Annotated in this window: 20 protein-coding genes; 2 read left to right on the forward strand and 18 right to left on the reverse strand. The window is 34.7% G+C overall.

The genetic code is table 11. From position 1 onward, the window contains the following. Positions 1 to 39 precede the first annotated feature (39 nt). The 18 genes from DYH56_RS07585 to DYH56_RS07670 form a co-directional block, all read right to left on the reverse strand. Entirely contained in the window at positions 40 to 816 is a 777-nt protein-coding gene (locus DYH56_RS07585; protein WP_114642262.1) for an adenine nucleotide alpha hydrolase family protein, read from the reverse strand. 102 nt (positions 817 to 918) lie between these two features. Further along, positions 919 to 3735 (reverse strand): DNA gyrase subunit A, encoded by a 2817-nt coding sequence (locus tag DYH56_RS07590; RefSeq protein WP_233500011.1) that lies wholly within the window; start codon positions 3733 to 3735, stop codon positions 919 to 921. Positions 3736 to 3888: 153 nt separating this feature from the next. Continuing rightward, positions 3889 to 5796, reverse strand: a complete 1908-nt coding sequence (gene gyrB, locus DYH56_RS07595) for a DNA topoisomerase (ATP-hydrolyzing) subunit B (RefSeq protein ID WP_114642263.1) — start codon at positions 5794 to 5796, stop codon at positions 3889 to 3891. A 20-nt stretch (positions 5797 to 5816) separates the two neighbouring features. Continuing rightward, positions 5817 to 6656 carry a DciA family protein gene (locus DYH56_RS07600; RefSeq protein WP_114642264.1) on the reverse strand — a complete coding sequence of 280 codons (840 nt, stop codon included), beginning with the start codon at positions 6654 to 6656 and terminating at the stop codon, positions 5817 to 5819. Next, positions 6649 to 7731, reverse strand: coding sequence for a DNA replication/repair protein RecF (gene recF / locus DYH56_RS07605; protein ID WP_114642265.1), 1083 nt, complete (start codon positions 7729 to 7731; stop codon positions 6649 to 6651). Before recF ends, DYH56_RS07600 begins: the two co-directional genes overlap by 8 nt. Positions 7732 to 7742: 11 nt before the next feature. Next, positions 7743 to 7952 carry a S4 domain-containing protein YaaA gene (gene yaaA / locus DYH56_RS07610; RefSeq protein WP_114642266.1) on the reverse strand — a complete coding sequence of 70 codons (210 nt, stop codon included), beginning with the start codon at positions 7950 to 7952 and terminating at the stop codon, positions 7743 to 7745. 286 nt (positions 7953 to 8238) lie between these two features. Then, positions 8239 to 10176: a DUF3857 domain-containing protein gene (locus DYH56_RS07615; protein WP_114642267.1), complete on the reverse strand. Its 1938-nt coding sequence runs from the start codon at positions 10174 to 10176 to the stop codon at positions 8239 to 8241. Continuing rightward, positions 10166 to 12118 (reverse strand): DUF3857 domain-containing transglutaminase family protein, encoded by a 1953-nt coding sequence (locus DYH56_RS07620; RefSeq protein WP_114642268.1) that lies wholly within the window; start codon positions 12116 to 12118, stop codon positions 10166 to 10168. The genes DYH56_RS07615 and DYH56_RS07620 overlap by 11 nt, the downstream gene beginning before the upstream one ends. 339 nt (positions 12119 to 12457) lie before the next feature. Beyond that, the gene (locus tag DYH56_RS07625) at positions 12458 to 13066 is read right to left on the reverse strand and encodes a methyltransferase domain-containing protein (protein WP_114642269.1); all 609 of its coding nucleotides are present in this window, start codon (positions 13064 to 13066) and stop codon (positions 12458 to 12460) included. Between the two features lie 129 nt (positions 13067 to 13195). Beyond that, positions 13196 to 14587: an aminopeptidase gene (locus DYH56_RS07630; protein ID WP_114642270.1), complete on the reverse strand. Its 1392-nt coding sequence runs from the start codon at positions 14585 to 14587 to the stop codon at positions 13196 to 13198. A gap of 148 nt (positions 14588 to 14735) precedes the next feature. Beyond that, positions 14736 to 16502, reverse strand: a complete 1767-nt coding sequence (locus tag DYH56_RS07635) for a M3 family oligoendopeptidase (protein ID WP_114642271.1) — start codon at positions 16500 to 16502, stop codon at positions 14736 to 14738. Positions 16503 to 16569: 67 nt separating this feature from the next. Then, entirely contained in the window at positions 16570 to 16791 is a 222-nt protein-coding gene (locus DYH56_RS07640; RefSeq protein ID WP_114642272.1) for a hypothetical protein, read from the reverse strand. Further along, positions 16784 to 17779, reverse strand: a complete 996-nt coding sequence (locus DYH56_RS07645; protein WP_114642273.1) for an ABC transporter ATP-binding protein — start codon at positions 17777 to 17779, stop codon at positions 16784 to 16786. The genes DYH56_RS07640 and DYH56_RS07645 overlap by 8 nt, the downstream gene beginning before the upstream one ends. Continuing rightward, a complete protein-coding gene (locus tag DYH56_RS07650; protein WP_114642274.1) occupies positions 17769 to 18770 on the reverse strand; it encodes an ABC transporter ATP-binding protein in 1002 nt (333 codons plus the stop codon). Before DYH56_RS07650 ends, DYH56_RS07645 begins: the two co-directional genes overlap by 11 nt. Beyond that, positions 18771 to 19775 (reverse strand): ABC transporter permease, encoded by a 1005-nt coding sequence (locus DYH56_RS07655; RefSeq protein WP_114642275.1) that lies wholly within the window; start codon positions 19773 to 19775, stop codon positions 18771 to 18773. It lies immediately after the preceding gene. Continuing rightward, complete coding sequence (locus tag DYH56_RS07660; RefSeq protein WP_199532991.1) at positions 19775 to 20806, reverse strand: ABC transporter permease; 1032 nt, start codon at positions 20804 to 20806, stop codon at positions 19775 to 19777. Before DYH56_RS07660 ends, DYH56_RS07655 begins: the two co-directional genes overlap by 1 nt. Before the next feature lie 54 nt (positions 20807 to 20860). Then, entirely contained in the window at positions 20861 to 22663 is a 1803-nt protein-coding gene (locus tag DYH56_RS07665; RefSeq protein WP_114642276.1) for an ABC transporter substrate-binding protein, read from the reverse strand. Positions 22664 to 23232: 569 nt separating this feature from the next. Beyond that, positions 23233 to 23613, reverse strand: a complete 381-nt coding sequence (locus tag DYH56_RS07670) for a RidA family protein (RefSeq protein WP_114642277.1) — start codon at positions 23611 to 23613, stop codon at positions 23233 to 23235. A 302-nt stretch (positions 23614 to 23915) separates the two neighbouring features. Here DYH56_RS07670 and DYH56_RS07675 point away from each other — a divergent pair, with 302 nt between their 5' ends. Together DYH56_RS07675 and DYH56_RS07680 are read left to right on the forward strand one after the other, a co-directional pair. Further along, entirely contained in the window at positions 23916 to 24590 is a 675-nt protein-coding gene (locus DYH56_RS07675) for an ATP-binding protein (RefSeq protein WP_114642278.1), read from the forward strand. A 121-nt stretch (positions 24591 to 24711) separates the two neighbouring features. Beyond that, positions 24712 to 24933, forward strand: a complete 222-nt coding sequence (locus DYH56_RS07680) for a 4Fe-4S dicluster domain-containing protein (protein ID WP_114642279.1) — start codon at positions 24712 to 24714, stop codon at positions 24931 to 24933. Positions 24934 to 24946: the final 13 nt, after the last annotated feature.

Raw genomic sequence — 24946 nt, forward strand, 5'->3', positions numbered from 1 at the left:
CAGTTCTCCTCCTAAAAACTTTTTTGCTCTTATAAAGTATTATCCTATATAGATAGGAATCTCTATATTTTCCAATAATTTTAAACCTGTATTTCCTGTGAGTTTCTCCAACAGGAAGGAATGTTTAAGGTCTCCCATAATTAAAATATCAAATTCTTCACTCTTTTCAGAAATTATATCTATAGGTTTCCCCTCTAATTCCAAAGAATTCAATGTTTTTCCTGCTATCTCCATATATTTTGAAAATTCATCATCGGTTTCATCCTCTAAATTTACAGCTACAGAGGTAAAATCATCTAATTTGTGAAACATATTTAAGAAAGCAAAAATCGATTTATTTACCCTTTCACTCTTATCGTTGGCAATCATCACTTTTTCTATCTTTAAATTATTTTTTTCAGAGATCAATAGAACAGGTTTATAATGATGTCTGAGGATATCTTTTTGATTCGCTGTAATGGTCTTTGATTTCTCCACTATTACCAGATCAAACCCCAGCATTTTTTCCTGTACAATCTCCTGGGTAATCCCCTCTTCTATCAACAGATGCTCCACTGGAAAATAATTTTTAAATACTTTCTTTAGTTCTTCCACCTGAATATTTTCTGATTTCTCCCACTCTCTAATCAGGAAATTAGCTGAATTATCCACAACCAATCCCTCTACTGTAGGAGGGAGCACCTCATACTTTCTTATATCTCTAATGTATAGCCCGTATACTTCTGTTCCGTATTTTTCTTTTAAATACTGTCCTGTTTTAAGTAAGTTATTTTTGTCCAGTTCATTCCCGAATAAAATTAAAATTCTATTTAACATAAGTACCCCCCTATTTGAATAATTAATAATAAACAATTATTAATTATTTCTAATTGCTTAGTACTTATGTTTTTCTACAAAACTATATATCTTCCTTTTTTCTTATTTTTTTTCTTCTGTTATCTCTAAAAGTTCCTCTTCAATAAGTTCTTCCAGATTTCTTTTTACCTTTATAGTCGAAACTACATGTTCCGAATCCTCTACTCTCATGATTTTTACACCTTGAGTTGCTCTTCCAATTAAAGATATATCCTCCACCGGAGTTCTGATTACTACCCCATTTGAAGTGATAGCCAATAATTCTTCATCATCAGTTACAGATTTGACATCTACAACCTTTCCGTTTCTGGCACTTACCCTGATATTGATTACACCTTTTCCACCTCTGGATTGGCTGGTGTAACCGCTTATTCTCGTTCTTTTTCCATATCCATTTTCAGTTATAGTCAGGATCTTAGCATCTTCACGTTCAACTATTACTCCTGATACTACCTCATCTTCTGGACGCAGAGTGATTCCTTTTACACCTGTGGCGGATCTTCCCATAGATCTTACATTATCCTGCGGGAACTTTATAGAATACCCCAGTCTTGTAGCTACGAATACCTGACTTTCTTTGGTATCTACTAACCCAACGAAGATCAGATCGTCATCATCTTTTAAGTTGATGGCACGTAAACCAGATTTATTGATATTTTTAAACTGGCTCAGGTTGGTTTTCTTTACTATACCATTTCTAGTCAGGAAGAATACTTCATGTTCTTCAGAAAAATCTCTAACTTTTATTATAGATCTTACCTTCTCATCTTCTCCTAAATTAATCATATTTTCAATTAATTTACCTCTGGCCTGTTTAGAAAATTCTGGGATTTCATATACTTTTAAGCTGTATACCTTTCCGCTGTCTGTATAGATCATCATGGTATCAAGATTAGAAGCAGCATACATGTTTTCTACGAAGTCACCCTCTACGGTATTTTGGCTGCTTACACCCTTTCCGCCTCTTTTCTGTGCTTTATACTTATCCTGGCTTATTCTCTTTACATAACCTTTGTTAGTCAGAGTTACGATTACCTTCTCATCTGCAATTAAGTCCTCTATATTGATATCTAATCTAGATTCTTCTATTTGAGTTCTTCTTTCATCTGAATAGTTTTCTTTGATCTCTTCTAATTCCTCTGTTATTATCTCATATACCTTATTTTCATTGTTTAAAATAAAGTTTAATTCTTTGATTATTTCAATCAGAGCATTGTATTCATTTTCTATTTTATCTCTCTCTAATCCGGTTAATCTTTGTAATTTCATATCCAGGATCGATCTTGTCTGGGCTTCACTAAATGAATACCCTTCCATAAGAGTGTCCTTAGCTGTATTAGCATCTTTTGATCCCCTGATTATTTTGATTATCTCTCCGATATTATCCAGAGCAATCCTGAATCCTTCTAAGATATGAGATCTTTTTTCAGCCTTTTCCAATTCAAACTTAGTTCTTCTTGTTATTACATCAAATCTATGGTTGATATAGTGATCTAATATCTCTTTCAAGTTCAATACTTTTGGTACATTATCAACTAAAGCCAGCATGATGATTCCAAAGGTATTTTGTAATTCAGTATATTTATATAGTTTATTTAGGATTAATTCAGGTTCTTCTCCCCTCTTCGTTTCTATGACTACTCTTATACCGTTTCTATCAGATTCATCTCTAAGGTCGGTTATTCCTGTAACCTTTTTTTCCTTCACAAGGTTAGCGATCTTTTCTATCATCCTGGCCTTATTTACCTGGAATGGCACTTCATTGATTATTATAGAACTTTTCCCATTCTTATGCTCTTCAATCTTTACCTTACCTCTTACTCTTACCCTACCTCTTCCAGTAGTATAAGCATCGTAGATCCCTTTTTTCCCGTCGATTATTCCACCGGTCGGGAAGTCAGGTCCACTTATATATTCAATCAGATCTCTTGAAGTTATCCTAGCTGCTCCTCCTAAGATCTCTGAAATCACCTCTTTTACCTCTCTAAAAGTTGATAAAGATAACTCTCCATCTACAACTATTGATTCTTCACCTTCATTTGCTTCTCTTTCTTTTTGAAGTTTAAGGTTTAGTGCTTCGTTTTCTTCTATTGATTTTTCTACAACAGCCTTTATCTTTTCAACGGTATTCAATAATTTGTTTTCATCCGATACTTCAGCTTTTGAGATCATCTTTTCAATTCTTTCAAAAGCAATCTCTGCATCGATCTTTTCTGAAGAATTAGTGATTAATCCCTTTATCTTCTCAAATCCTTCTACTATCCCGTCTTTTTTACCCTTTATCTCCAGCCTGTTATTTATAACAGCCAGGATTCCATCTACTAATTCTCCTAAGTTATGAGGAGGTATGTTTGTCGCCATTCCAACTGCGATACCAGTTGCTCCATTTAATAACAGGTTAGGTAGTTTTGCAGGTAATACAATGGGTTCATCCAATGAATCATCAAAGTTTTTTCTATAATCTATGGTATTTTTGTCTAAATCTACCAATAATTCTCTGGTAATTTTAGCCATTCTTGCTTCTGTATATCTCATGGCTGCCGCCGAATCTCCATCTATCGATCCAAAGTTTCCATGCCCGTCTATCAGCTCATATCTATAGTTAAAATCCTGAGCCATTCTAACCATGGTATTATAAACAGCCGAATCTCCATGGGGATGATACTTACCCAGTACTTCTCCGACAATTCTAGCCGATTTTTTATGTGGTTTATCACTGGTCATTCCCAGTTCATTCATGGCAAAAAGAATTCTTCTATGAACCGGCTTTAATCCGTCTTTTACATCCGGTAATGCTCTACTTACGATTACACTCATAGAGTAGTCCAAATATGATTCTTTCATCTCTTGTTCTATATATCTAGTTATTATATTTGACATCTAATCCTCCTAAATCACTTTCTACCCTCACCGGTCCTATCGGACACCCTCTCCCTTGACATTGGGAGAGGGAAGGTTATTTATAAGAGATAGAATTCAAAGAATTCTATCTCTTGCTATTTTTTATTTTTAAATTAAATACTCTATTTCAACCTATATATCCAAGTTCTTTACGAATTCGGCTCCTTCTTCGATAAATTTCTTTCTAGGTTCTACCTTGTCACCCATTAATTTATCGAATAACTTATCAGCTTCTACAGCGTCATCTATACTTACCTGCAATAGTGTTCTTGTATCTGGATCCATTGTCGTTTCCCATAATTGTTCTGGATTCATCTCTCCCAATCCCTTATATCTTTGAAGGGTAAATCTTCTATTTTCTATATTAAGCAGATCTGTTGCATCCTTCATCTGTTTGTCTGTATAAGCATACTGTACCGATCTTCCTGCTGTTATCTTAAATAACGGAGGCTGGGCGATATATATGTTTCCATTTGTTATTAAATCATGCATATATCTAAATAAGAATGTTAGAATTAAAGTTCTTATATGAGCTCCATCTACATCGGCATCGGTCATGATTATGATCTTATGATATCTTAATTTATCAAGATTCATTTCATCGTTCATTCCGGCACCAAATGCTGTTATCATAGCTCTTACCTCTGTATTTTCAAGGGCTCTATGTAATCCAGCTTTTTCTACATTTAATATTTTTCCACGGAGCGGTAAGATAGCCTGGGTATGTCTGTCTCTTCCCTGCTTTGCTGATCCCCCTGCTGAGTCTCCCTCTACTATATAAACTTCAGATTCCTCAGGTTTTTTAGATGAACAGTCTGCAAGTTTTCCAGGTAATGATCCAACTTCTAAAGCTGATTTTCTCATTACTAATTCCCTTGCTTTTTTAGCTGCTTCCCTTGCTTTTTTAGACATCAAAATCTTCTCGATTACATTTCTTGCATCTGCAGGAGTATCTTCTAAATGCATTTTTAGATACTTACCTACAATTCCAGAAACTATACTGGTAACTTCCGAACTTCCTAATTTAGTCTTAGTCTGTCCTTCAAATTGCGGGTCTGGTACCTTTAGAGATATAATCGCCGTCATACCCTCTCTGATATCACTACCTTGGAAGTTCCCATCTCTTTCTTTTACAAGTCCCATAGTTTTAGCTACATCATTTACTACACGAGTAAGAGCTGTTCTAAATCCACTTACATGGGTCCCCCCTTCATGGGTATTTATATTATTAACAAATGAAAATATGCTTTCCCTTTGTTTTATTGTGTAGGTCATAGCAATCTCTACGATTACCCCTTCGGCCTCTCCATTCATGTAGATAGGCTCTTTAATTAATTTTTCATTCCCATCTTCTAATTCAGCCAGGAAATCGATTATACCACCATCAAATTTTAATGTTTCTTCTACTTTTTCTTCTTTTCTGGAATCGGTAAGTACTATCTCTAAGCCTTTATTTAAATATGCCAGTTCTTTTAATCTGTTTTTTAAAGTTTCAAAACTATAGATTAAAGTTTCAAAGATCTCATCATCAGCTTTAAAAACTATCCTGGTACCTGTTTCCTTAGTTTTACCTATTGTTTTTACATCAAACATAGGTTTTCCTCTTTCCAGTCTTTGATGGAAAATTTCTCCTTCCCTCTTTACGTAGACTTCCATCCATTCAGAGAGGGCATTTACCACTGAGATTCCCACTCCGTGAAGTCCCCCTGATACCTTATAGTTATCGTTTTCAAACTTACCACCAGCATGCAGAACTGTCAATACTATCTCCAGTGCTGATTTTCCATGTTTAGGATGCATTCCTGTGGGAATTCCCCTTCCATTATCAATTACCTCAATTACATTGTCTTCCAGTACATTTATGGTTATCTTGTCACAGTGGCCTGCCAAGGCTTCATCTACTGAGTTATCTACTACTTCCCATACAAGATGGTGTAATCCCCTTTCAGATGTAGAACCAATATACATTCCCGGTCTTTTTCTAACGGCTTCCAGTCCTTCTAAAACCGTTATATCTTCCGCTTTATAATTATTACTCATCTAACTTACCCTCCTAAATCTTATTTCTTTAACAGTTGTATAAATTCCTCTGCTCTTCTCTCTATATATTCATCCTCTAACCCACCTAAATCTATTGTAAAATATAGTTTAGACAGCTCAAAAGCCAGATTATCCTTCCCGTCCCTCAGGTAGATATCTATATTTTTTTTTATCTTGGATAGTTTTTTTAATTTTATCCTGTTATATTCCTTTTCTGTCAGGGTTTCTATCTCCCTTACAGCCTGGGAGTATTTCAGCATCTTCCTGTTTTTAAATGCTCTCATGAGAGTTTCTTCTAATTTTAAAACCTCTTTATTCATACATATGGCACACATCGGCTCGGTTGAACTATAATAGATCCCACACTTACACTGCCTATATCCATGAAGTTTCAGATATTTTTTTCGTTTATATGATTTTTCCAAAACAACCCTTGTCTGCTTCTTTATGAGATCATTCTCAATCCCCACAAGCTCCTCTTCCATCTGTAAATATTCTTCATGGGTTAAAGTCAAACTGTCCAGGTCTATGGAATCATCTCTTTCTTTTTTCTTTAAAAAATAATCTTTAGTATCTTTTTTTCCAATTTTAAAGATTATCTCGCTTACATAATCTCCACCTAAAAACTCATTGGTTTTCTTTATGATAGATTGTTTTTGAAAATTCATCTGCTGAATCCAGATAGAATTTTCTACCCCTACAAAAAGCTTTCCCTGTTTCAAGAAAATAACAAAACTTTTTTTTGAGAGTTCCCCCACTATCTTATCCCATTCTGATTTTAAAATACCTTCCTTCAGGAGCCGGCTCTTAGTTATAGCTGTTCCCATGAGATCACTGACATCTACCAGATTTTTAACCATCTATTCCACCTCTGTGTATATGAAATCTTTTAGCCTCTATCTCTAAGTCCGAGGTAGAACTAATAAATAACTGGATCTCCCTCTTTTGAAAATATTTCAATATATTTCCCTTTCTTATGGAGTCAAAATAAGATGATATATCATCTATTATAAAGATAGGTGTTTCTTTTTTTTCCTTTATTATCATGTCTATTTCAGATATTTTCAGGGCAAATACTATGGATTTCTTCTCCCCTTGGGAGGAATAGGATTTAGCTTCCTTATTATCCAGCAAAAAGATGAAATCATCTCTCTGGGGACCAATGAGGGAGTACCCATATCGCAGTTCACGATCCCTTACCTCTTCATAACTTTTCCTAATCTTCCCCCCTATCTCCTCTAAAGTAGGAGATTTCAGTTCTCCTAAAAAGGATTTATACCCCAGGGTCAGCTCTTTTTCCCCATCAAACAGCTTTCGATAGTTTAAGGACAGCAATCTCGAAACATTTTTTATATAATCAATCCTTTTTTTCACTACTAATGATGCATATTTTATAAACTCCAAGTTATAGATCTCAAACATTGGATCTTTAGTATTTCTATCCTTTAGATATTTGTTTCTGAATTTTAACAGCTTGGATACCGACTTTAAGTAAAGATAGTACTCTGGATCTGCCTGAGCTATCTCATAGTCAAAGAACGATCTCCTCACACTGGGTGACCCAATAATAAGCTCTATATCTTCTGGTATAAAAGATATAATATTTAATTTTCCCAAAAATTCATCATACTTAATAGGTTTCCTGTTGTAGGAATATCTTTTCTTCTTTTCATCTACCTTTACCGATATGGATTTCAGTGCTATCCTATCCTCGTAATTTACAAAAGCTCCCATTTTATGGCGACCGTATTTTATCATTTCCTTATTTTTACTGGTTCGAAAACTCTTCCCCGTAACCGTAAAATAAATAGCCTCCAATATACTGGTTTTTCCCTGGCCGTTTTTACCTAAAAATAAGTTAAATCTGCGATCAAATTCCAAATGTTCATCATCTAAGTTTCTAAAATTGATCATATTCATATCTAGGATTTGCATCTGGGCACCTCTTACGCTATTACTTCTATCTTTTTACCTTCAAATTCTACGATATCTCCTACACGGATCTTCTTTCCTCTTCTAGTTTCTATCTCACCATTTACTTTAACCATCTCTTCAGTAATTACGTGTTTCGCATCCGATCCGCTTCCTACTACGTTAGCCCACTTCAACAATTGATCTAATTTAATATATTCCGTTGTGATTTGTATCTTTTCCATGTTTTTACCTCCAAGTTAATTGAATATCGTCTAAACCAACTTAATCTCTATCCCTTTGAATTTTTTCCAAAGTAAGGATTAATTTTAATAAAATTCAGATCTCCTATTCAATATAATTACACATTATATTTTATCATATTTACCCTTTATTATCAATTAAAACGGGTTCTTGACAATCAATCTTAATCCCGCCATTAAAAAGTTTTTAAACCATCCTTATTTGACAGATTAGAGGGTCTCAGAAATAAAAAAATAGAACTCGAAAGTTCTATTTTTTTAAGTCTTACTATTTTTTTATAAAAACTTTATCTCTCATGGGATTTTTTATGTCCAATACAAAGTCTTTAAACTCTCTATACTCCTCTTTTTTTACTATTCCAACAGGGATATAGATCTCTCTGGTTATATCTATAATATTTTTATCCTGTTTTGAGATAAATTTATATTTTGCAGTTCTGTCTCCTATCTTAAATTCCTTTATAATATTCAGCCCATTGATAAATTTAGAAGTCTTTAGGATATTTTTTTTCTGACCGAGATCTATCCTAAAGGTTTCCTTGGTGGATATTTCATCGTATATTTGGTAATCATGATCTCTCTTATCCAAAGATAAACTTAAGTTGATTTCCACAGAGGGTATTGTAAAGTATAAATATTTATCCTGGTCTATCACAAAATTATCCGCCTTTAAACCATATGACATTTTCATAGGTTCTTTATAGTCCAGAAAATCACTGAATTTGGTTTCTCCTACTATCGTAGTCGATGAACTGCCAAAATCTTGATCTATAAGATTTTTCCTCTGAGCAGGAAGCATTTCTCCATAATACCTTATAAAATAATCTCTTATCCCCTTAAATTCAAGGTTTACATCTATCTTTGCATCGCCATCTTCTAACTTATAGAGATAGTTTTTATTCTCCTTATAATCTATTTTTGGTTCATAAACCTGGGGCAGATAGTTATTTTTTTTAGAGATATAATTTGTTTTTTCATCAAATGCATCCAGATAGTTCCCTCTACTATTTAATCGAACTATTCTCCCCTCAACATATGTTCCAACAGTATATATAGAATTATTCATAGGATATTTTATCTGATAAGGAGAACTTTTATCGTATGAGTCTAATATGATCACAGGATAGACATCATTGATATTTTGTGCCCTAACTAAGCCTACAAACAATGCATTCAAATCGATTTTAGAACCGTATTTTTGATAGATAATCCGGTCTAAATTTAACGGTTTAAAATCCGACTGGGATAAATATATTTTTTGGGCAGTAAAATTATTTATCACATATGAATATATTTTAGCTACTTTGTCTATTTTTTCTTCGGTATCTCCTACTATTTTATTGGAAAGCTCCCTGACCTCAGGGGTGATCTCGATATTGTCCATAGATTGTATTTTTTCTTTACCGAGATCTGACCAGTCTTTATAAAAAGAATATACAACTTTATTTATATCCAACAAGAGATTTACAGGCATCTCCTCCTCCCTCTTTAAAACTTTTGCATTCTTCGAACTAAAGGTAAGGATATTTCTGTCACCTAAAACTTTTTTATCCTCAACTATATTATCCCCTGCAACCTCATACTTTAACTCCATAGATTTTGGATAATCTATTGTTCTAGTTTTATTCACAGAGGGGATTTTAGTGTCAAAAGGTTCATTCCCACCCAGCGGATAAGTATACTTAGTTTTAATAGTATAGTCTGTTACAATATATGTCCCTGGTTCTACTTGAGGGAAATTAATTATCCTATTTTTATTGTGAACATATGTAGGCGAGTATATCGCCAGTTCATCATCTTGTTCGATGCTTTGGTTTTTAGGTATTGAAATCTTTTTATAATCTTTTGTCACTGTATACATTTCTCCCAAGATCAATTTTTCATTGGTCGGGTCATAATTTATAACTATATCTGAATTTTTTTTCTTTCCTTCATAGTTGATTATCTGAGTAATATAAAAATAATGGACTTCGCTGCTTCCATCCTCGTGGACAGTTGTTTTTTTATTGTTTACCAAATCAACTGCTCCTAATTCATTATACTCCTCAGGAAGTTTATTGTTATTTTTAATAATCTCTATAACTTCACTAAATTTATATCCTATCTTATCTGAATTTTCACCGTTTTCCAACTTAGATTTCGTACACCCTATAAAAATAAGGGCAGTCAAAGTTAAACATAGAAATAATTTTATTTTATTTTTCATCTATTTTCACCTCTTTTATCAAGAATAAATTGTTATTATTTGAAAGTTCCCCTATCTCTTTTTTTATGTCCTGATATTTTTCTTTGGGAAAATGAATCTTTGAATTTTCCAGATAATAAGTGGTATCCAATGTATTGTTTTTTACTTTGGAAGTAAACACAGTTTTAAACCCGGCATAGTTAATGGTCTTAGGTTTTGGTATGGAGATATTTGAAATACTTTCCGGAAATTCCAAACGATAGTTCACGGTGAAACTTGTGGGTGAATTTAATTTAAAATCATATTTCCTGTCGGCTAACGAAAATGGGTATGAAATTGATCCCTCATACATAAAATGGATACTGGGATCGGCACCACTAAAAGGGATGAATATATAGTCATTGATCTTTTTTCCGTATTCAGGTATCTCAATATCAGCTTTTATAGTATATTTAGAATCCATATTTTTAGGATCTGAAGTTATAATATTTGTCGTTATTATGCCGGGATTAACCCTGTTGATCAGCCTGGTTATCAATTTATCCAAATCATATTTATTCATCCTCATAGATGCCGATCTAAAATCACCATCAGCTATCCCTGAAAATATAAATTCAATAGTTCCTACAGCATTATAGTCACTGTCCAGCTTTAGATCTATAGCTGCACTGGAGTTATTCTCTATAGCCGGCGACACGGGAGTACTCCTCAGTCTATCTCCATCTCTACTAGATATCAGATAGGAATTATCCTCCTCATATTTAGGTAAAAAATCCTTAGTGGTTTCGTTTGTCGGATCCAGGATATGCAATGGTTCACCGCTTTCATCATAGGCCATCGTTATCATATGATTAAACAAGTCGATCGGAACCTCAGGGCTAATACGTGATCCCGAGCTTATAAGAACCGTATCTGACTTAATTCCAGCTTCATTCAGCATAGCACTCAAAAGGGTCGCTTTATCTCTGCATACTCCCCCTCTGGTTTTAAATGTATAAGATATATCATGGGGCTCCAGACCAGGTCTGTTCTTTTCGCCGTCTACACCCAGATACCTTATGTTTCTGGCCACCCAGTAGAAGATATTCTCTATTTTTTCATCCCTTGTTTTAGCATCTTTGGTCAGTTCACGAACTTTCTCTCTGATATCATCATCCATGGTAAGGTGAGGTGTCACCAGTTCATAGGACCATTTGGATATATACTCCCAATTTGGTATGGTTGTATACTCAATATGATTTAAAGAAAATGAAGCATCATCCATATTGGGCTCCGGAGTCACCAGCGGATTATCCCTTATGTTCCATTCATATATCTGTTTATCCCCGGCTACAGTTCTTTTTTGATCATACTTAAACCCCTTCTTATTCAACTCATGGACATACAATTTTATGTCCTTAGGAAATGTAAGTTTTTCATAGTTATTTATAAATTTGTTAGAATTTTCCAGGGTAATTCCCCCTGAAAAATGCCCTTCTATCCTTGCTTTTTTTATAGTTTCAACAGCTTTGGTATATATTATATCTCCTATCTCCAGATTTGGTAAATTCCCGGATAAAGTTTTTGCTTGAGTTGTATATATGTTCTTTTTTTGAGAAGCTCCATTTATTTTTTCTTCCAATATTTTTTTCGGATCTAATTTGATTACCTTTCCATCTGCTTTAATCAGCTCTATTGCAGCTATATCTAAACTGCTGTAATTGGCATCATAATCAAAGTAAAGAGAGTTATCTTTTTTAGAAGTGGTATTCAAGACTTTTTTATAAATTTCGGTCGTTATAGTCCCTCCTCCCAACTCATCCCTTTCTGTCAGTGAGTTAACTATATAAACCTCATTATATTCAGCATAGTCCTCAGCTGCTATAGGTGATAAGATTTTAATAGCTTCATTTTTCGGGATATAAGCAGAAAAACTTATCGATGAAAACCATATTGACAATAAAATTACAAGTTTCTTGATCATTTCTATTCCTCCATTTTAATATTTTTTTACTTCTAATTTAAGTAAAATTTAGTTCTGCCACCCTACAATAATAGTTCTTAATTTTGATAAAGTCAATTTTTTTGATATTTAAATACTATTTTTTATAACAACAAAAAATAGAACCCGAAGATTCTATTTTTATCCGAATATTTTTGTCTATCCATACATATCTAATTAAATATCCTTCTTCCCGCGAACTAAAATTCCCTTGGTTTTAGATGAACTGTTATAGCTTTTTTCCTCCATCACTTCTACCTTGGTAAAGCCGGCGTCTTCCAACATCTTCAGAAAAACCTTTTCCGATACAGCTCCTCCCTCTCATTGAAACCAGCTGTCGACCCTGTCTCTGTGATCTTTAATTTTTCCACCTGTAAATAATTGATCCACTACCATTAGTTTTCCCTTTGGTTTTAACACTCTATACAGCTCTTTAAACAGAAATTCTTTATTTGGAACCAGGTTAAAAACACTGTTAGAGATTATTGTATCAAAGGTGGCATCAGGAAATATCAAATTATCATCCTTGGATAATACCAGACTGGTATTTTTCAGATTTAATTTATCTATATTTTTCTTTGCTCTCCCTAACATCTCAGGAATAAGATCCAGCCCGACCACCCTGCCTTGATCTCCTACTAATTTAGAGGCAAAAATCAGATCGATTCCCGCTCCGCATCCAAAATCCAGGATGATTTCTCCATCTTTTATCTCTCCTAATAAAAATGGATTTCCTGTTCCACAGTAGGCATCAGCTACCATTTCAGGGAGCTGTTCCATTATATTTCTGTCATATTTTAAAAACTCCAGTGCTTTACGCCCTGTAGTATACCTGAATTGTCCCGCAGGATTAATAGCAACCTTGGAGTACTTTTTTTCTATATCCTTCTGTATCCTGACCCTATCATCTATTGAAAAAAAATCTTTCATCTTTTCCCTCCAACTAAATATTTATTCTCTCATTAAAGTATAGTATTAATTTTTCCATCTATCAATATCTAAATATCTAAAAAAAACTGCAGAGAATTCCCTGCAGTTTTTCTTATTTTAACTTTATCCTTAGAAGTTATAGAACACCTTATAAGCTCTATAAATTTCATATACATCATATTTTGAAGCTAACTCCATCGGTGAATGCATAGATAATAGTGCAGCTCCTGCATCAATAGTTCTAATACCATAGTGAGCCAGGAACATAGCTACAGTTCCTCCTCCACCTTCGTCTACCTTTCCAAGCATTCCAGTCTGCCATTTGATATTTGCCTCATCAAATATAGATCTGAGTTCCGCTACATATTCTGCATCTGCGTCAGATGATCCGCCTTTTCCGCCAGACCCGGTATACTTAGTAAGAACTATTCCATATCCTAATTTACTTGCATTTTGCTCATCATGAACAGATTTAAACAATGGATTAAGACCCGCATTTACGTCGGATGACAGTGCATGGGAGTTCCACAATACTTTTCTTAACAGATGATCATTGAACTTGTCTCCTAAAATTTTATAGATGATGTCACCCATAAAATAATCTAAATATCTGGATTGTAATCCTGTAGACCCCATAGACCCTACCTCTTCCTTATCTGCTAAATAGCAGATAGAAGTTCTTCTGGGAGTTCCCTCTAGATCAAACATAGAAATCATTGAAGTATATCCGCAGATTCTGTCGTCATGACCATATGCCCCTACTATAGCTCTATCCATACCGATGTCTCTGGCTTTCTCTGCCGGCACCAGCTGTAATTCAGCCGAGATAAAGTCCTCTTCCACTATCCCGTAATCATCGTTTAATTTCTTTAAGATAGTATACTTAAAGTGTTCCTTCATCTCACCATCTTTCATCGTTGTAGGAGTAGATCCTACTAAGATATTCATTTCCTCACCTTTCAACACTTCATTGGCTTTTCTTTCCCTTTGTACATGTCTATCTAAATGAGGCAGCAGGTCAGGGATTACAAATACAGGATCGGTCGGATCTTCACCGATAACTATGTCTATTAATTTACCATCTTTTAAAGCCACTACACCGTGTAGTGATAATGCTCTGGATGCCCATTGATATTTCTTTATCCCGCCATAGTAGTGAGTTTTTAAAAGTGCAAAATCACCGTCTTCATAGAGTGGGCTTTGTTTTAAGTCCAATCTAGGAGAATCTACATGGGATACTACAAAATTAGCTCCCTTTAATATGTCATCAGTTCCAATAACTGCTAAAATAAGGTTCTTCCCTCTGTTATTGTAGAAAACCTTGTCTCCTGCTTTTAACGTTTCCACAGATTCTGCATCTACGAAACCATTAGCTTCGGCCATCTTTTGAGAATAAGTAATCACTTCTCTCTCTGTCTTGGCTGTATCTAAAAATTCTTTATACCCTTCCGAAAAATCCATTACATTTTTTTTAACAGATTCCTCAATATCTTTCCATCCATTTTCTTTTTTGTAAAACATCATTTCCTCCCCTTTTTAAAACCCTCAATAAAATGAGTTCATCATATAATTGCTTTTAACTGTTTTCTATCAACGTTATACTAAAATACAGCTAAAACACACTTAATAGTACCACATTTTTAAGCTTTTTTATCGATAAAGTTAAGTTTTATTTTTCATAATTTTCCGTCAACTCTAAAAATAATTCTATATCTTCTTTCACCTGATCCAAGGAGCTTCTCCAAAATGAAATATCGGTTACATCTATATCCGCTAATCTGGCTACATCCTCTACACTTTTTTTCCCTGTTTCTTTCAATAAATTGTCGTATTTCGGTAAAAACTCCTCTTTATTTAAAAGGTATTGTGAATACAGGCCACGTCCAAATAAAGCTCCAAAGGCATATGGAAAATTATAAAAACTGAGGCTTGGAATATAATAATGACCTTTATTTATCCACATATAAGGATGCAAAGTATCTTCATCTAAACCATCACCATAAGATTCTTTCTGTGCCTCTATCATAATTTCCTTTAATTCTTCCGGGCTTAAGATACTGTCCTTTCTTTTATCAAATACTGTTTCCTCAAATATATACCTGCTCAATATATCCACCGCTACCTGGGTTATATCCTGCAGAGAACTCTCTAAAAGAAATGTTTTTTCTTCATTAGCAGCATCTATAAGTGCATTTTTCATCACTATAGTTTCACACAAAATTGATGCTGTCTCTGCCACAGGCATAGTGTACCTGGTGTTTAGTATACTTTCATCGAAGATACAATCACCGTGATAAGCATGTCCCAATTCATGAGCCAGAGTCAATACCCCGGAAAACGAACCTGTAAAATTATGCATTATCCTACTTTGCTTTATGGGCTGGATATTAGAGCAAAAAGCTCCTCCCCTTTTTCCTTTTTTAGGAGAATAATCAATCCAGTTCTCATTGAATGCTCTCTCTGCTACTTCCCTTAATTTTGGAGAAAATGAGCCAAAATTTTTCAATACATAATCCTGTGCCTCTTCAATGGTAAATACTTTATCTGCACTGCCAATTGGAGCAAATAAATCATAAAAAGGCAGCCCGTTCTCATGCCCTAACATCTCAGCTTTTCTTCTTAAATATTTTCTGAAATATGGCAGATATTCTCTGATCCCGTTTAATAAGGCATCCAAAGTTTCTTTAGACATCCTGGAGTCTGCCAATGTTTTTGAAATAGGGGAATCATATCCTCTTGCCTCATTTATGGTATTTACCTGTCCTTTTATAGAGTTCAAAGAATAAGCTATTGTTTTTTCTATTTTTTCATAAGCTTTTATCTCTGCTTCAAATGCTGTTTTTCTGACATTTGGATCTTTGTCATGAGCCAGATTTCTTACTTCCGGTAAAGTTATCACTTTTTTTTCACCATTTAATTCTATCTCTACATCTAAGGTAGAGGTTAATAGTCCATGAAGATCACTCCAAGCTGTTGCTCCGGTTTGATCTAATTTTGATAACAAAAGTTCTGTCTGTTCATCTAAAGTATATTGATCCTTCTCCTTTATTTCCTTCAGGAAAAAATAATGTTCCTTATAGAATTCATTTTCTTCTGCTAATTTTTCTATATCTAACCCGGTAATCCATTTATTAGCCAAGGTCACCGCTTCTGTTATTTCAGAATATTTGTTAGATAAAGTGTTTAAATATTTTATTGCATCTTTATTTGTGGCGTCTGTTGCTTTGGACAGGGAACAAAATGCTCCTAAAGTTCCATTTACGACAAAATACTCTATCAATGTCTTTAAATAATTTTCCAGGTTCCCGCCATTTGGATCAAATTGCCCTTTAAAATCATTTAACCTTTCTATAACCTCATCCATTTTTTCTAAATCAGCTTTAAATTTTTCCGATTCAAATGACGGATATAACTTATCCAGATTCCAATTATTCATAATTCCTCCCTAATAAAAGGAGCTTATCCACCCTAAGATGAATAAACTCCTTTTTTACACCCAGCCTTTAAAATTTAAATATAAATTTTATAAGCAGATAAAATAATAAACAGGCTATCAAGACTACCGGTACGATAGTTGTCAGTGCTGCAATTATAAGTGCTTTAGCATCGTTCTTTTCAAATTTCGTTTCATCTATCAATTTTTTTAATTCCTCATCTTCTCGTCTGAGTTTTTCTTTTTTAGAAATAAGATCTTCCATACTCCCTTTTTCTTTATCTTTAAACAAGTTCCGCACCCTTATAGTGACAGGCTACAAAATGACCTTCCGATACCTCTTCCCATTTGGGAACTTCTGCCTTACAGACATCCTTAGCTATTGGGCATCTTGTATGAAACTTACATCCAGCTGGAGGTGTTACATTTGATGGAATATCTCCTTCTAATACAATTCTCTTTCTATTTTTTATTATATCCAGATCTGTTTCCGGGATGGAAGATAATAATGCTTTGGTATATGGATGTTGAGGACTTGCATATAGATTTTTTTTAGGAGCTAATTCCACCATGTTCCCCAAATACATTACCCCTATCCTGTCAGAAATATGTTTCACCACTGACAGATCATGAGATATAAACAGGTATGACATTCCAAATTCATTTTTTAAGTCATTCAATAAGTTTATTACCTGTGATTGAATAGATACATCAAGTGCAGATACAGCTTCATCACAGACGATAAATTTAGGTTTTAGTGCCAGAGATCTGGCTATCCCGATCCTTTGCCTCTGCCCCCCGCTGAACTCATGAGGAAATCTATAGATCATATAGTCATCCAGTCCGCAGGTTTTCATTATTTTTTTTACATATGTTTCAAGTTCCTTGGACCCGGCCTTATATATCTTGTGCTCTACCAGAGCTTCTCCGATTATATTTCCCACTGTCATCCTGGGATTTAATGATGAATACGGGTCCTGGAATATTATCTGCATCTCACGTCTTAGAGGAACCATCTGTTTAACAGACAGATCCGTTATATCTTTACCGTCATAGATTATTTGTCCCGCTGTCGGGTCATATAACTTAAGGAGACTTCTTCCAAAGGTGGATTTTCCGCAGCCTGATTCTCCTACTATTCCTATGGTTTCCCCTTCGTATAACACCATGTCTATCCCGTCGTTTGCCTTAACAAATAATTTTTCACCATTTTTTCTTTTCCCGGTAGGAAAATATTGTTTAAGCCCTTTAGTTTCTAATATTATTTTTCTATTTTCCATCTCTCTGCTCCTTATTTGGATAGAAACATCTGATCAGATGATTAGGTTCTACCTCTACAAGATTTGGTTTTTCATCGATACATTTTTGGGTAGCAAACTTGCAACGGGGTGCAAACCTGCAGCCTATTGGAAGGTTAAGTGGATGGGGCACACTTCCATCTATCTGGTCCAGGTATTCCACTTCCTCATTTAATTTGGGAATGGAATTGAGTAACCCTTCCTTATACGGGTGGGAAAACTTTGAAATTTTTGAGAATAATACCTCTACCGGAGCTTTTTCTACCGCTTCTCCTGTATACATTACCACTACATCATCAGCCAGTTCCGCTATGGCTCCTAAGTCATGAGTTATAAATAATATAGCTGTATTATGCTTTTTCTTCAGGTCATTCATAAGGTTAAATATCTGTGCCTGAATAGTTACATCCAGGGCAGTTGTAGGTTCGTCAGCTATAAGGAGTTTGGGTTCACAGGCTAGTGCCATGGCTATCATTACCCTTTGTCTCATCCCCCCTGATAACTGGTGGGGATAGTTATGTACCACACCTTCAGGTTCAGGTATTTTTACCTCCCTCAGGAGTTCTACCGATCTTTCCCAGGCTTCTTTTTTATCCATACCCTGGTGGAGGATCAACGGTTCTCCCAATTGTTCCCCTATCTTTAATACAGGGTTCAGACTTGTCATAGGTTCCTGGAATATCATAGATATCTCATTTCCCCTGATAGCCCTCATCTCATCCTCTGTATAGTCCAACAATTCCTGCCCGTCAAACATTATACTTCCATCTACAATATCACCCGGATCATCTATAAGTCTCAGGATACTAAATGAAGTTATGGATTTTCCCGATCCTGATTCTCCTACAACTCCCAAAGTTCTACCCCTTTGAATCTCCATATCTACGCCGTTTACGGCTTTTATAGTTCCCTTGTTGGTAAAGAAATAAGTATGCAGATTTCTTATTTCAAGTAAATTTTCATTAGTTTTCATCTACATCGCCGCCCTTGCTAATTTTCTTCTTTTTTGTCTTTCTTTCTCTCTTTTTCTCTTCTCTTTAAGTCTTATTCTCTGTTCCTTGGTAACATATTGGGATTTTGGATCCACAGCATCTCTCAGCCCTTCACCTATTACATTGATACTCATGATCAAAATAAATAATGCCAATCCCGGGAAGATCCAGGTCCACCAGTAATTTGTCATTACAATAGCATTCTTAGCAGACAGACTGATAAGTCTTCCCCATGTAGGGATAGGTTCTGTAACCGACAGCCCTAAATATGACAGGGAAGATTCAGTAAGGATTGCTCCTGCAAATGTCAGAGTTCCGCTTACGATTACATATGTCAGTACGTTGGGGATCAAATGCTTGGTTATTTGATTGAAACTGCTGATTCCCAATGCCCTTGTAGCTACTATAAATTCCTGTTCTCTCAGGGATAAGATCTGTCCCCTTACCATCCTTGCTAACCCGGTCCATCTTAAGAATCCCAGAATGAAGATTATCAGATATAACCTAAGCTGGGCATCTAAATCCATAAATATAGCTGATATAGTCATTGCAATAGCTAAAAATGGAAATGATGATACAATCTCTGTTCCCCTCATGATCAGCGTATCCACCTTTCCGCCAAAGAAACCTGCTGTAGCTCCTATAGATACACCTAATACTATGGATAATACCGTAGATAAAAGTCCTACCTGGATGGAGATCCATCCCCCTGCTAATACCCTCAAAAACAGGTCTCTTCCCTGGGCATCTGTTCCAAACAGATGCTGCATACTGGGTTTCATATATTTCTGGGATATATCTACATGGGCCAGATCATAGTTAGTCAGGTGAACGTAAACCTGGGCTCCTACTATGACCAACAGCAGTAATCCAAATGAAATAAACCCTGCCATAGCCAGTTTATTATGTTTAAATTTTTCTATTATCTGCCTTGTAGGAGAAATAATTTTTTCATGCTCTTTATTTAATTTATCGTTATTGCTCATTATTTTATCCTCCTTGCTTTTATTCTAGGGTCTACCAGTGCATAACCTACATCAACAAACAGGTTGGCAAAAAGTGTCAGCACTGCAAAGAATAACAATACAGTGGATAGAACTCCCCTGTCTTTAAATTGATACGCCTGGTTCATCAAAAGTCCCATTCCGGGCCATGCAAATATCTTCTCTACGATGATAGACCCGCCAAATAATGCAGGTATCCAGAATCCAATAATTGTAATTACAGGAATCAATGCATTTTTAAATGCATGTCTGTAGATAACTACTTTTTCTGCTAACCCCTTTGCTCTGGAAGTTCTGATATAATCAGCTTTCAGAACTTCTATCATGGCATTTCTGATATACCTGATGAGACTCGCAAGAGATGACAGTACTATTACTGAAACCGGCAGGATATAATATACATATTCAGGTCTTACACCCCTGGGGTCTACCATCCCTGAAAATGGCAGGATTCGGAGTACTGCAGAAAATAGTAGTACCAATAACAGTGCCATAAAGAATGAAGGCAGGGAAATTCCTATCATAGATACCACAGTTACTATCTTATCGTACCTGGTATTTTTCCTTACTGCTGATTTAATTCCGATAGGGATAGCAATTAAAAAGGCTATAATAAAGCCTACAATATTAACTTTGAATGAATTCATAATATAACTTCCGATGAATTCATTGATGGGTTTATTAAGTGCTACCGAATAACCAAAGTTAGCAGTCAGTACATCTTTCCACCATAAAAAATACCTCACTATAACCGGTTTATCGTATCCCAATACTTTTCTCATGGTTTCTATATATGCTATCCTTTGTTCCTCTGTCATATTGGCTGTTGTCTCTGGATTGATCATGGCGAGGATAGGGTCTCCCGGCATAAGCTGTATCAATGTGAATATAACTATTGAAATTATAATTACAACCGGCAATAAGTGTAACAATCTGTTTCCTATGTATTTTATATAAGGAAATACTGTATCAAATAGAGTTCTCAGTTTTCCTTGCTGTTTTTCATCTTCCACATTTACCTCCAATAAATAAGCAGAGACTATGCTCTGCTTATTTTATTCTATTTATTATTTTTTGAAATTTGCTTTTATTATTGCATAAGGCCATGTCCATAGAGCGTTTGTCTCAAAGTTTTCCACCTTATTTGTGTAAACATCGTAGTAGTTATTTGAGTATAGTGGTAATTGCGGCAGATCTTCATTAACTTCTACAATCCATTTTCTCCAGTTAGCTTTGTAGCTGGCAGTTCCTTCATCGGTTGACGGGTTAGAGAATCTGATCTCATCAAGTAATTTTTCATCCCCAACATATCTTGTACTGTTACTTGATGATCCTTTTCCAAATGGTAAGATTTTCGTACTAGACCAGTTAGCATATGGATCATACTCAATACTGTAAGAAGTTCCACCTGTAAACATATGGTATTTTCTTTCACTTAAAGCAGAGTTCCCATATAAGTTGTTGGCCATGATAGACCAGTCCATAGAATCTACATTGATCTTCATTCCAAATTTATCCTGAACTTCTTTAGTCAGAGTAAGGTTGATTGCATCTGTCCATGCTGATGTGATAGCCAGGTTAAGAGCAAGCTCCTTCCCTTCCCATAGATAATTTCCATCTGCATCCTTGGTTAATTTTGCATATAATCCATCTGTTTTAGCTGCAGCCTGATCCAATAACTTATGAGCTTCCTTTAAGTTAGCCTCTTCATCCCAGTTACCATCTGCATCTAAAATATCATAACTTGTCAATGATTTTTCAAATTTCCCCTCTGTTCCGAACTGCTCACCATCTTCATACATCATCCACATATTTCTAGAGTATGGTGCATTGGATGAAATCCCGTATTTTCCCAAGAAAATATTTCTAAATTTAATTCTGTCAAACTCATAGGCGAAAGCTTTTCTTACTTCCGGCAGCTGTGCCGGTCCAAAATCATTATGGAATGTGATCTGTCCTCCCCCATGACGGAAATAGTTATTAGTTGACAATGTTGCTGTCTCTGCTAATACTGCATCTACATTTTCCTCTTTCCCGATATTTGCAAGCCCGTCGATCTCACCGGTAACTAACTGAGTTATCTTAGTTTCCTCCGGTATATTTTGAACGATAAGGGTATCTATGCTGGGCTTATCTCCCTCAAAGTTACCCTGGTAGTTTTCGTTTATAGATAATTTTACATATTGTGACTCCACATATTCATCGATCTTATATGCTCCATATCCAACTGGTGTAGACATATTAGCCTTTACCCACTGCTGGGGAGTAACCCCATCTTTTTCTGCTCCAGCAAGAATCATTGTTGAATCCAAAATAGACTGATCTTCAGAAAACACAGAAGAACCTATTGTATACATTGTACGTTTTAAATAAAATACTACAGTATTATTAGCTTCATCCAATTCTACCCTGTCAACATATTCAGATACACTGCTTGTTCCACCTGTAGCTGCTAAAGCCTCTTTATCCATATAAAAGTCATATGTAAACTTTACATCCTTAGCTGTCAATGGATCTCCATTTGAAAACTTCATCCCATCTTTAATCTTAAATGTCCATATATCCTCACTCTCTTTGGATGGATCGGATTTTGACAATACTTTGCTCTCTACAAACGAAGTAAGAGCTAATTCCCCCTTGTCTGTTTGTGATAAAAGCCCTCCACCCCAAACTAATCTTCTGATATTTGCATCATATGCCGAATTTGTCCACCCATAATAGAAGTCACCGTTAAAGTTAGCCGATCCCATTACAAAGGTTGTTGGTTTATCTGCCCCCCCTGCTGTTCCTGTTGTTTCCTTCTCCGATCCTCCACAGCCTGTAAATAATAAAGCTGCTAACACTCCCAGTATTAATAATTTTTTCTTCATTCTTTCCTCCCTGGTTTTATTTTTTCAATATAAACATTATATATACTAATGTAATACTATAATTTCCTTGATTTTAAAAATTTTAATTCGAAATTTCGTTAATTTTTGTTAAAGTTTAAGTTTTTTTTAATTCAAGTTATGAAAATTCAGTGCAACTATGCTTTTAATATGGTATAAAAAAATTAGAATATTCTTAAAAAAATATGAACCTTTCTAATGAAAAGTCTTTATATTTTAGTATTGTATGTTTTTTAAACATCGATAAAACTATAAACTATTTATAATTTTTATGAATATTTTTTATCCTATAGTATAGACAATCCTTCTTTACACAAACGGACTATAATAACAATACCGTTATACTAAAAAGACAATAATTGTAACAATATTATACTAAAAAAATAATAATAACAAAAATATCTAAATGATATTGTATTAATATAATATACATATAACTTTCCTTATTGTATTTTGAAATTTCACAAAATTTGTACAAGTCCAGAATATTCGAGTAAAAAAAATAGGAAAATCCGAAGATTTTCCTAAAATTTTATCAATTATTATTTCAATTATTTTACTGCTATTACTTCGATCTCAACTTTAACATCTTTTGGTAATCTAGCTACTTCTACACAAGCTCTAGCAGGCTTTGTATCTGTAAAGTATTGTGCATAGATCTCATTGATCTTTCCAAAGTCATTCATATCTTTGATGAAAACTCCAGCCTTTACAACATCGGCTAAAGAATATCCAGCTTCAGTAAGGATAGCCTTTACGTTTTCTAATGATTGTTTAGTCTGCTCCTGTACATCTTCAGATACTAATTCCATTGTAGTTGGTACGAATGGGATTTGTCCCGAAACATATAATGTTCCGTTTACTTCTACCGCTTGTGAATATGGCCCTAATGCAGCTGGTGCATTTTCTGTATGAATGTATTTTTTTGACATGATTTTACCTCCATTTTTTTTATTTATAATTATTGCTATTTAAATTATACAAGGTTTAAATTTTATGTCAACAAAAATAAAAAAATAATTTTTGTCCAATTTTTCAGTACAAATATCTGTATTTTTCAGCTTCCCTTTGCAAATACAAGGCTATATATATGTGTACCGTATGTTATCAAAACACTATATCCTGTTTTAATTCTAAAAAGATCAAAAAAAAGCTTTTTTTGGTTGACTTTTTCATCGTTTTTAAAGTATAATCAATTATATGTACTAAAAATATAGTAACTTAGGAGTTTAAAATGCTAAAAGATAATAGAATCAGAATTATTTGTGGTCACTACGGAAGTGGTAAAACCGAATTTGCAATCAACTATTCTTTAGCTCTTAAGGAATCTCAAGACAAAGTTGCCATTGCTGATATGGATGTAGTTAACCCGTATTTTAGAAGCAGGGAAAAAGCTGAAATTTTAAGAGAACAAGGAATTAAAGTCATATATAGTTCTCTCGACGGAACAGCTCTGGATATTCCTGCTGTCAGCGGGGAAGTCGGAACATTAATCGTAGGTAATGAATGGAACTTAATTTTAGATGTTGGAGGAGATAATGTAGGAGCCAGGGCTTTGGCACGTCACTCCAAGGATATCAGGCCTGATGATTATGACATGTTCTTCGTTATCAATACTTACAGACCTGAAACACAGAATGCAGCAGATATTATATCTCACCTGCAGGCTATCGAGGAAACTACCGGAATGAAAGTTACCGGATTAGTAAATAATACTCATATGATGAGAAACACTACATTGGAAGATGTTTTATTTGGTCAAAAAATTTCTGAGGAAGTTTCGAAAAAATTGAATCTTCCAATTAAATATATATCATGTATCGAAGAAGTAGCAGAACAGCTGCCTCAAAAATTAAAAGATATCTGTATCACCACCTCTCTAATAATGAGAGAAAATTGGATGAGCTAAAAAGCTACTTATAACTTATAACCGATAAGTTTAATATAAGGATAAATGTTAAAATGAGTTAAACATAAGGGTAGTGTTTTGTGGCTGCCCCATGAAAATACAAATTAGTAGGAGGTTTAGAATGGCTAAAGGAATGGTTACTTTTAATTCAGATCGTTGCAAAGGTTGTGAACTATGTGTGTCTGTCTGTCCGGTTAAGATAATTGAATTAGATAGAAGCACTACAAACTCAAAGGGGTATAACCCGGCTCACGTAAGTGAAGCAAATAAGGATAAATGTATCGGTTGTGCTCAATGTGGTCTTATGTGTCCAGATTCTGTTATCACAGTTGAAAGAAATTAATAAAGGGGGACTA

This window comes from Psychrilyobacter piezotolerans (genome assembly GCF_003391055.1).
In the GTDB taxonomy this organism is placed as follows: Bacteria; Fusobacteriota; Fusobacteriia; order Fusobacteriales; family Fusobacteriaceae; genus Psychrilyobacter; species Psychrilyobacter piezotolerans.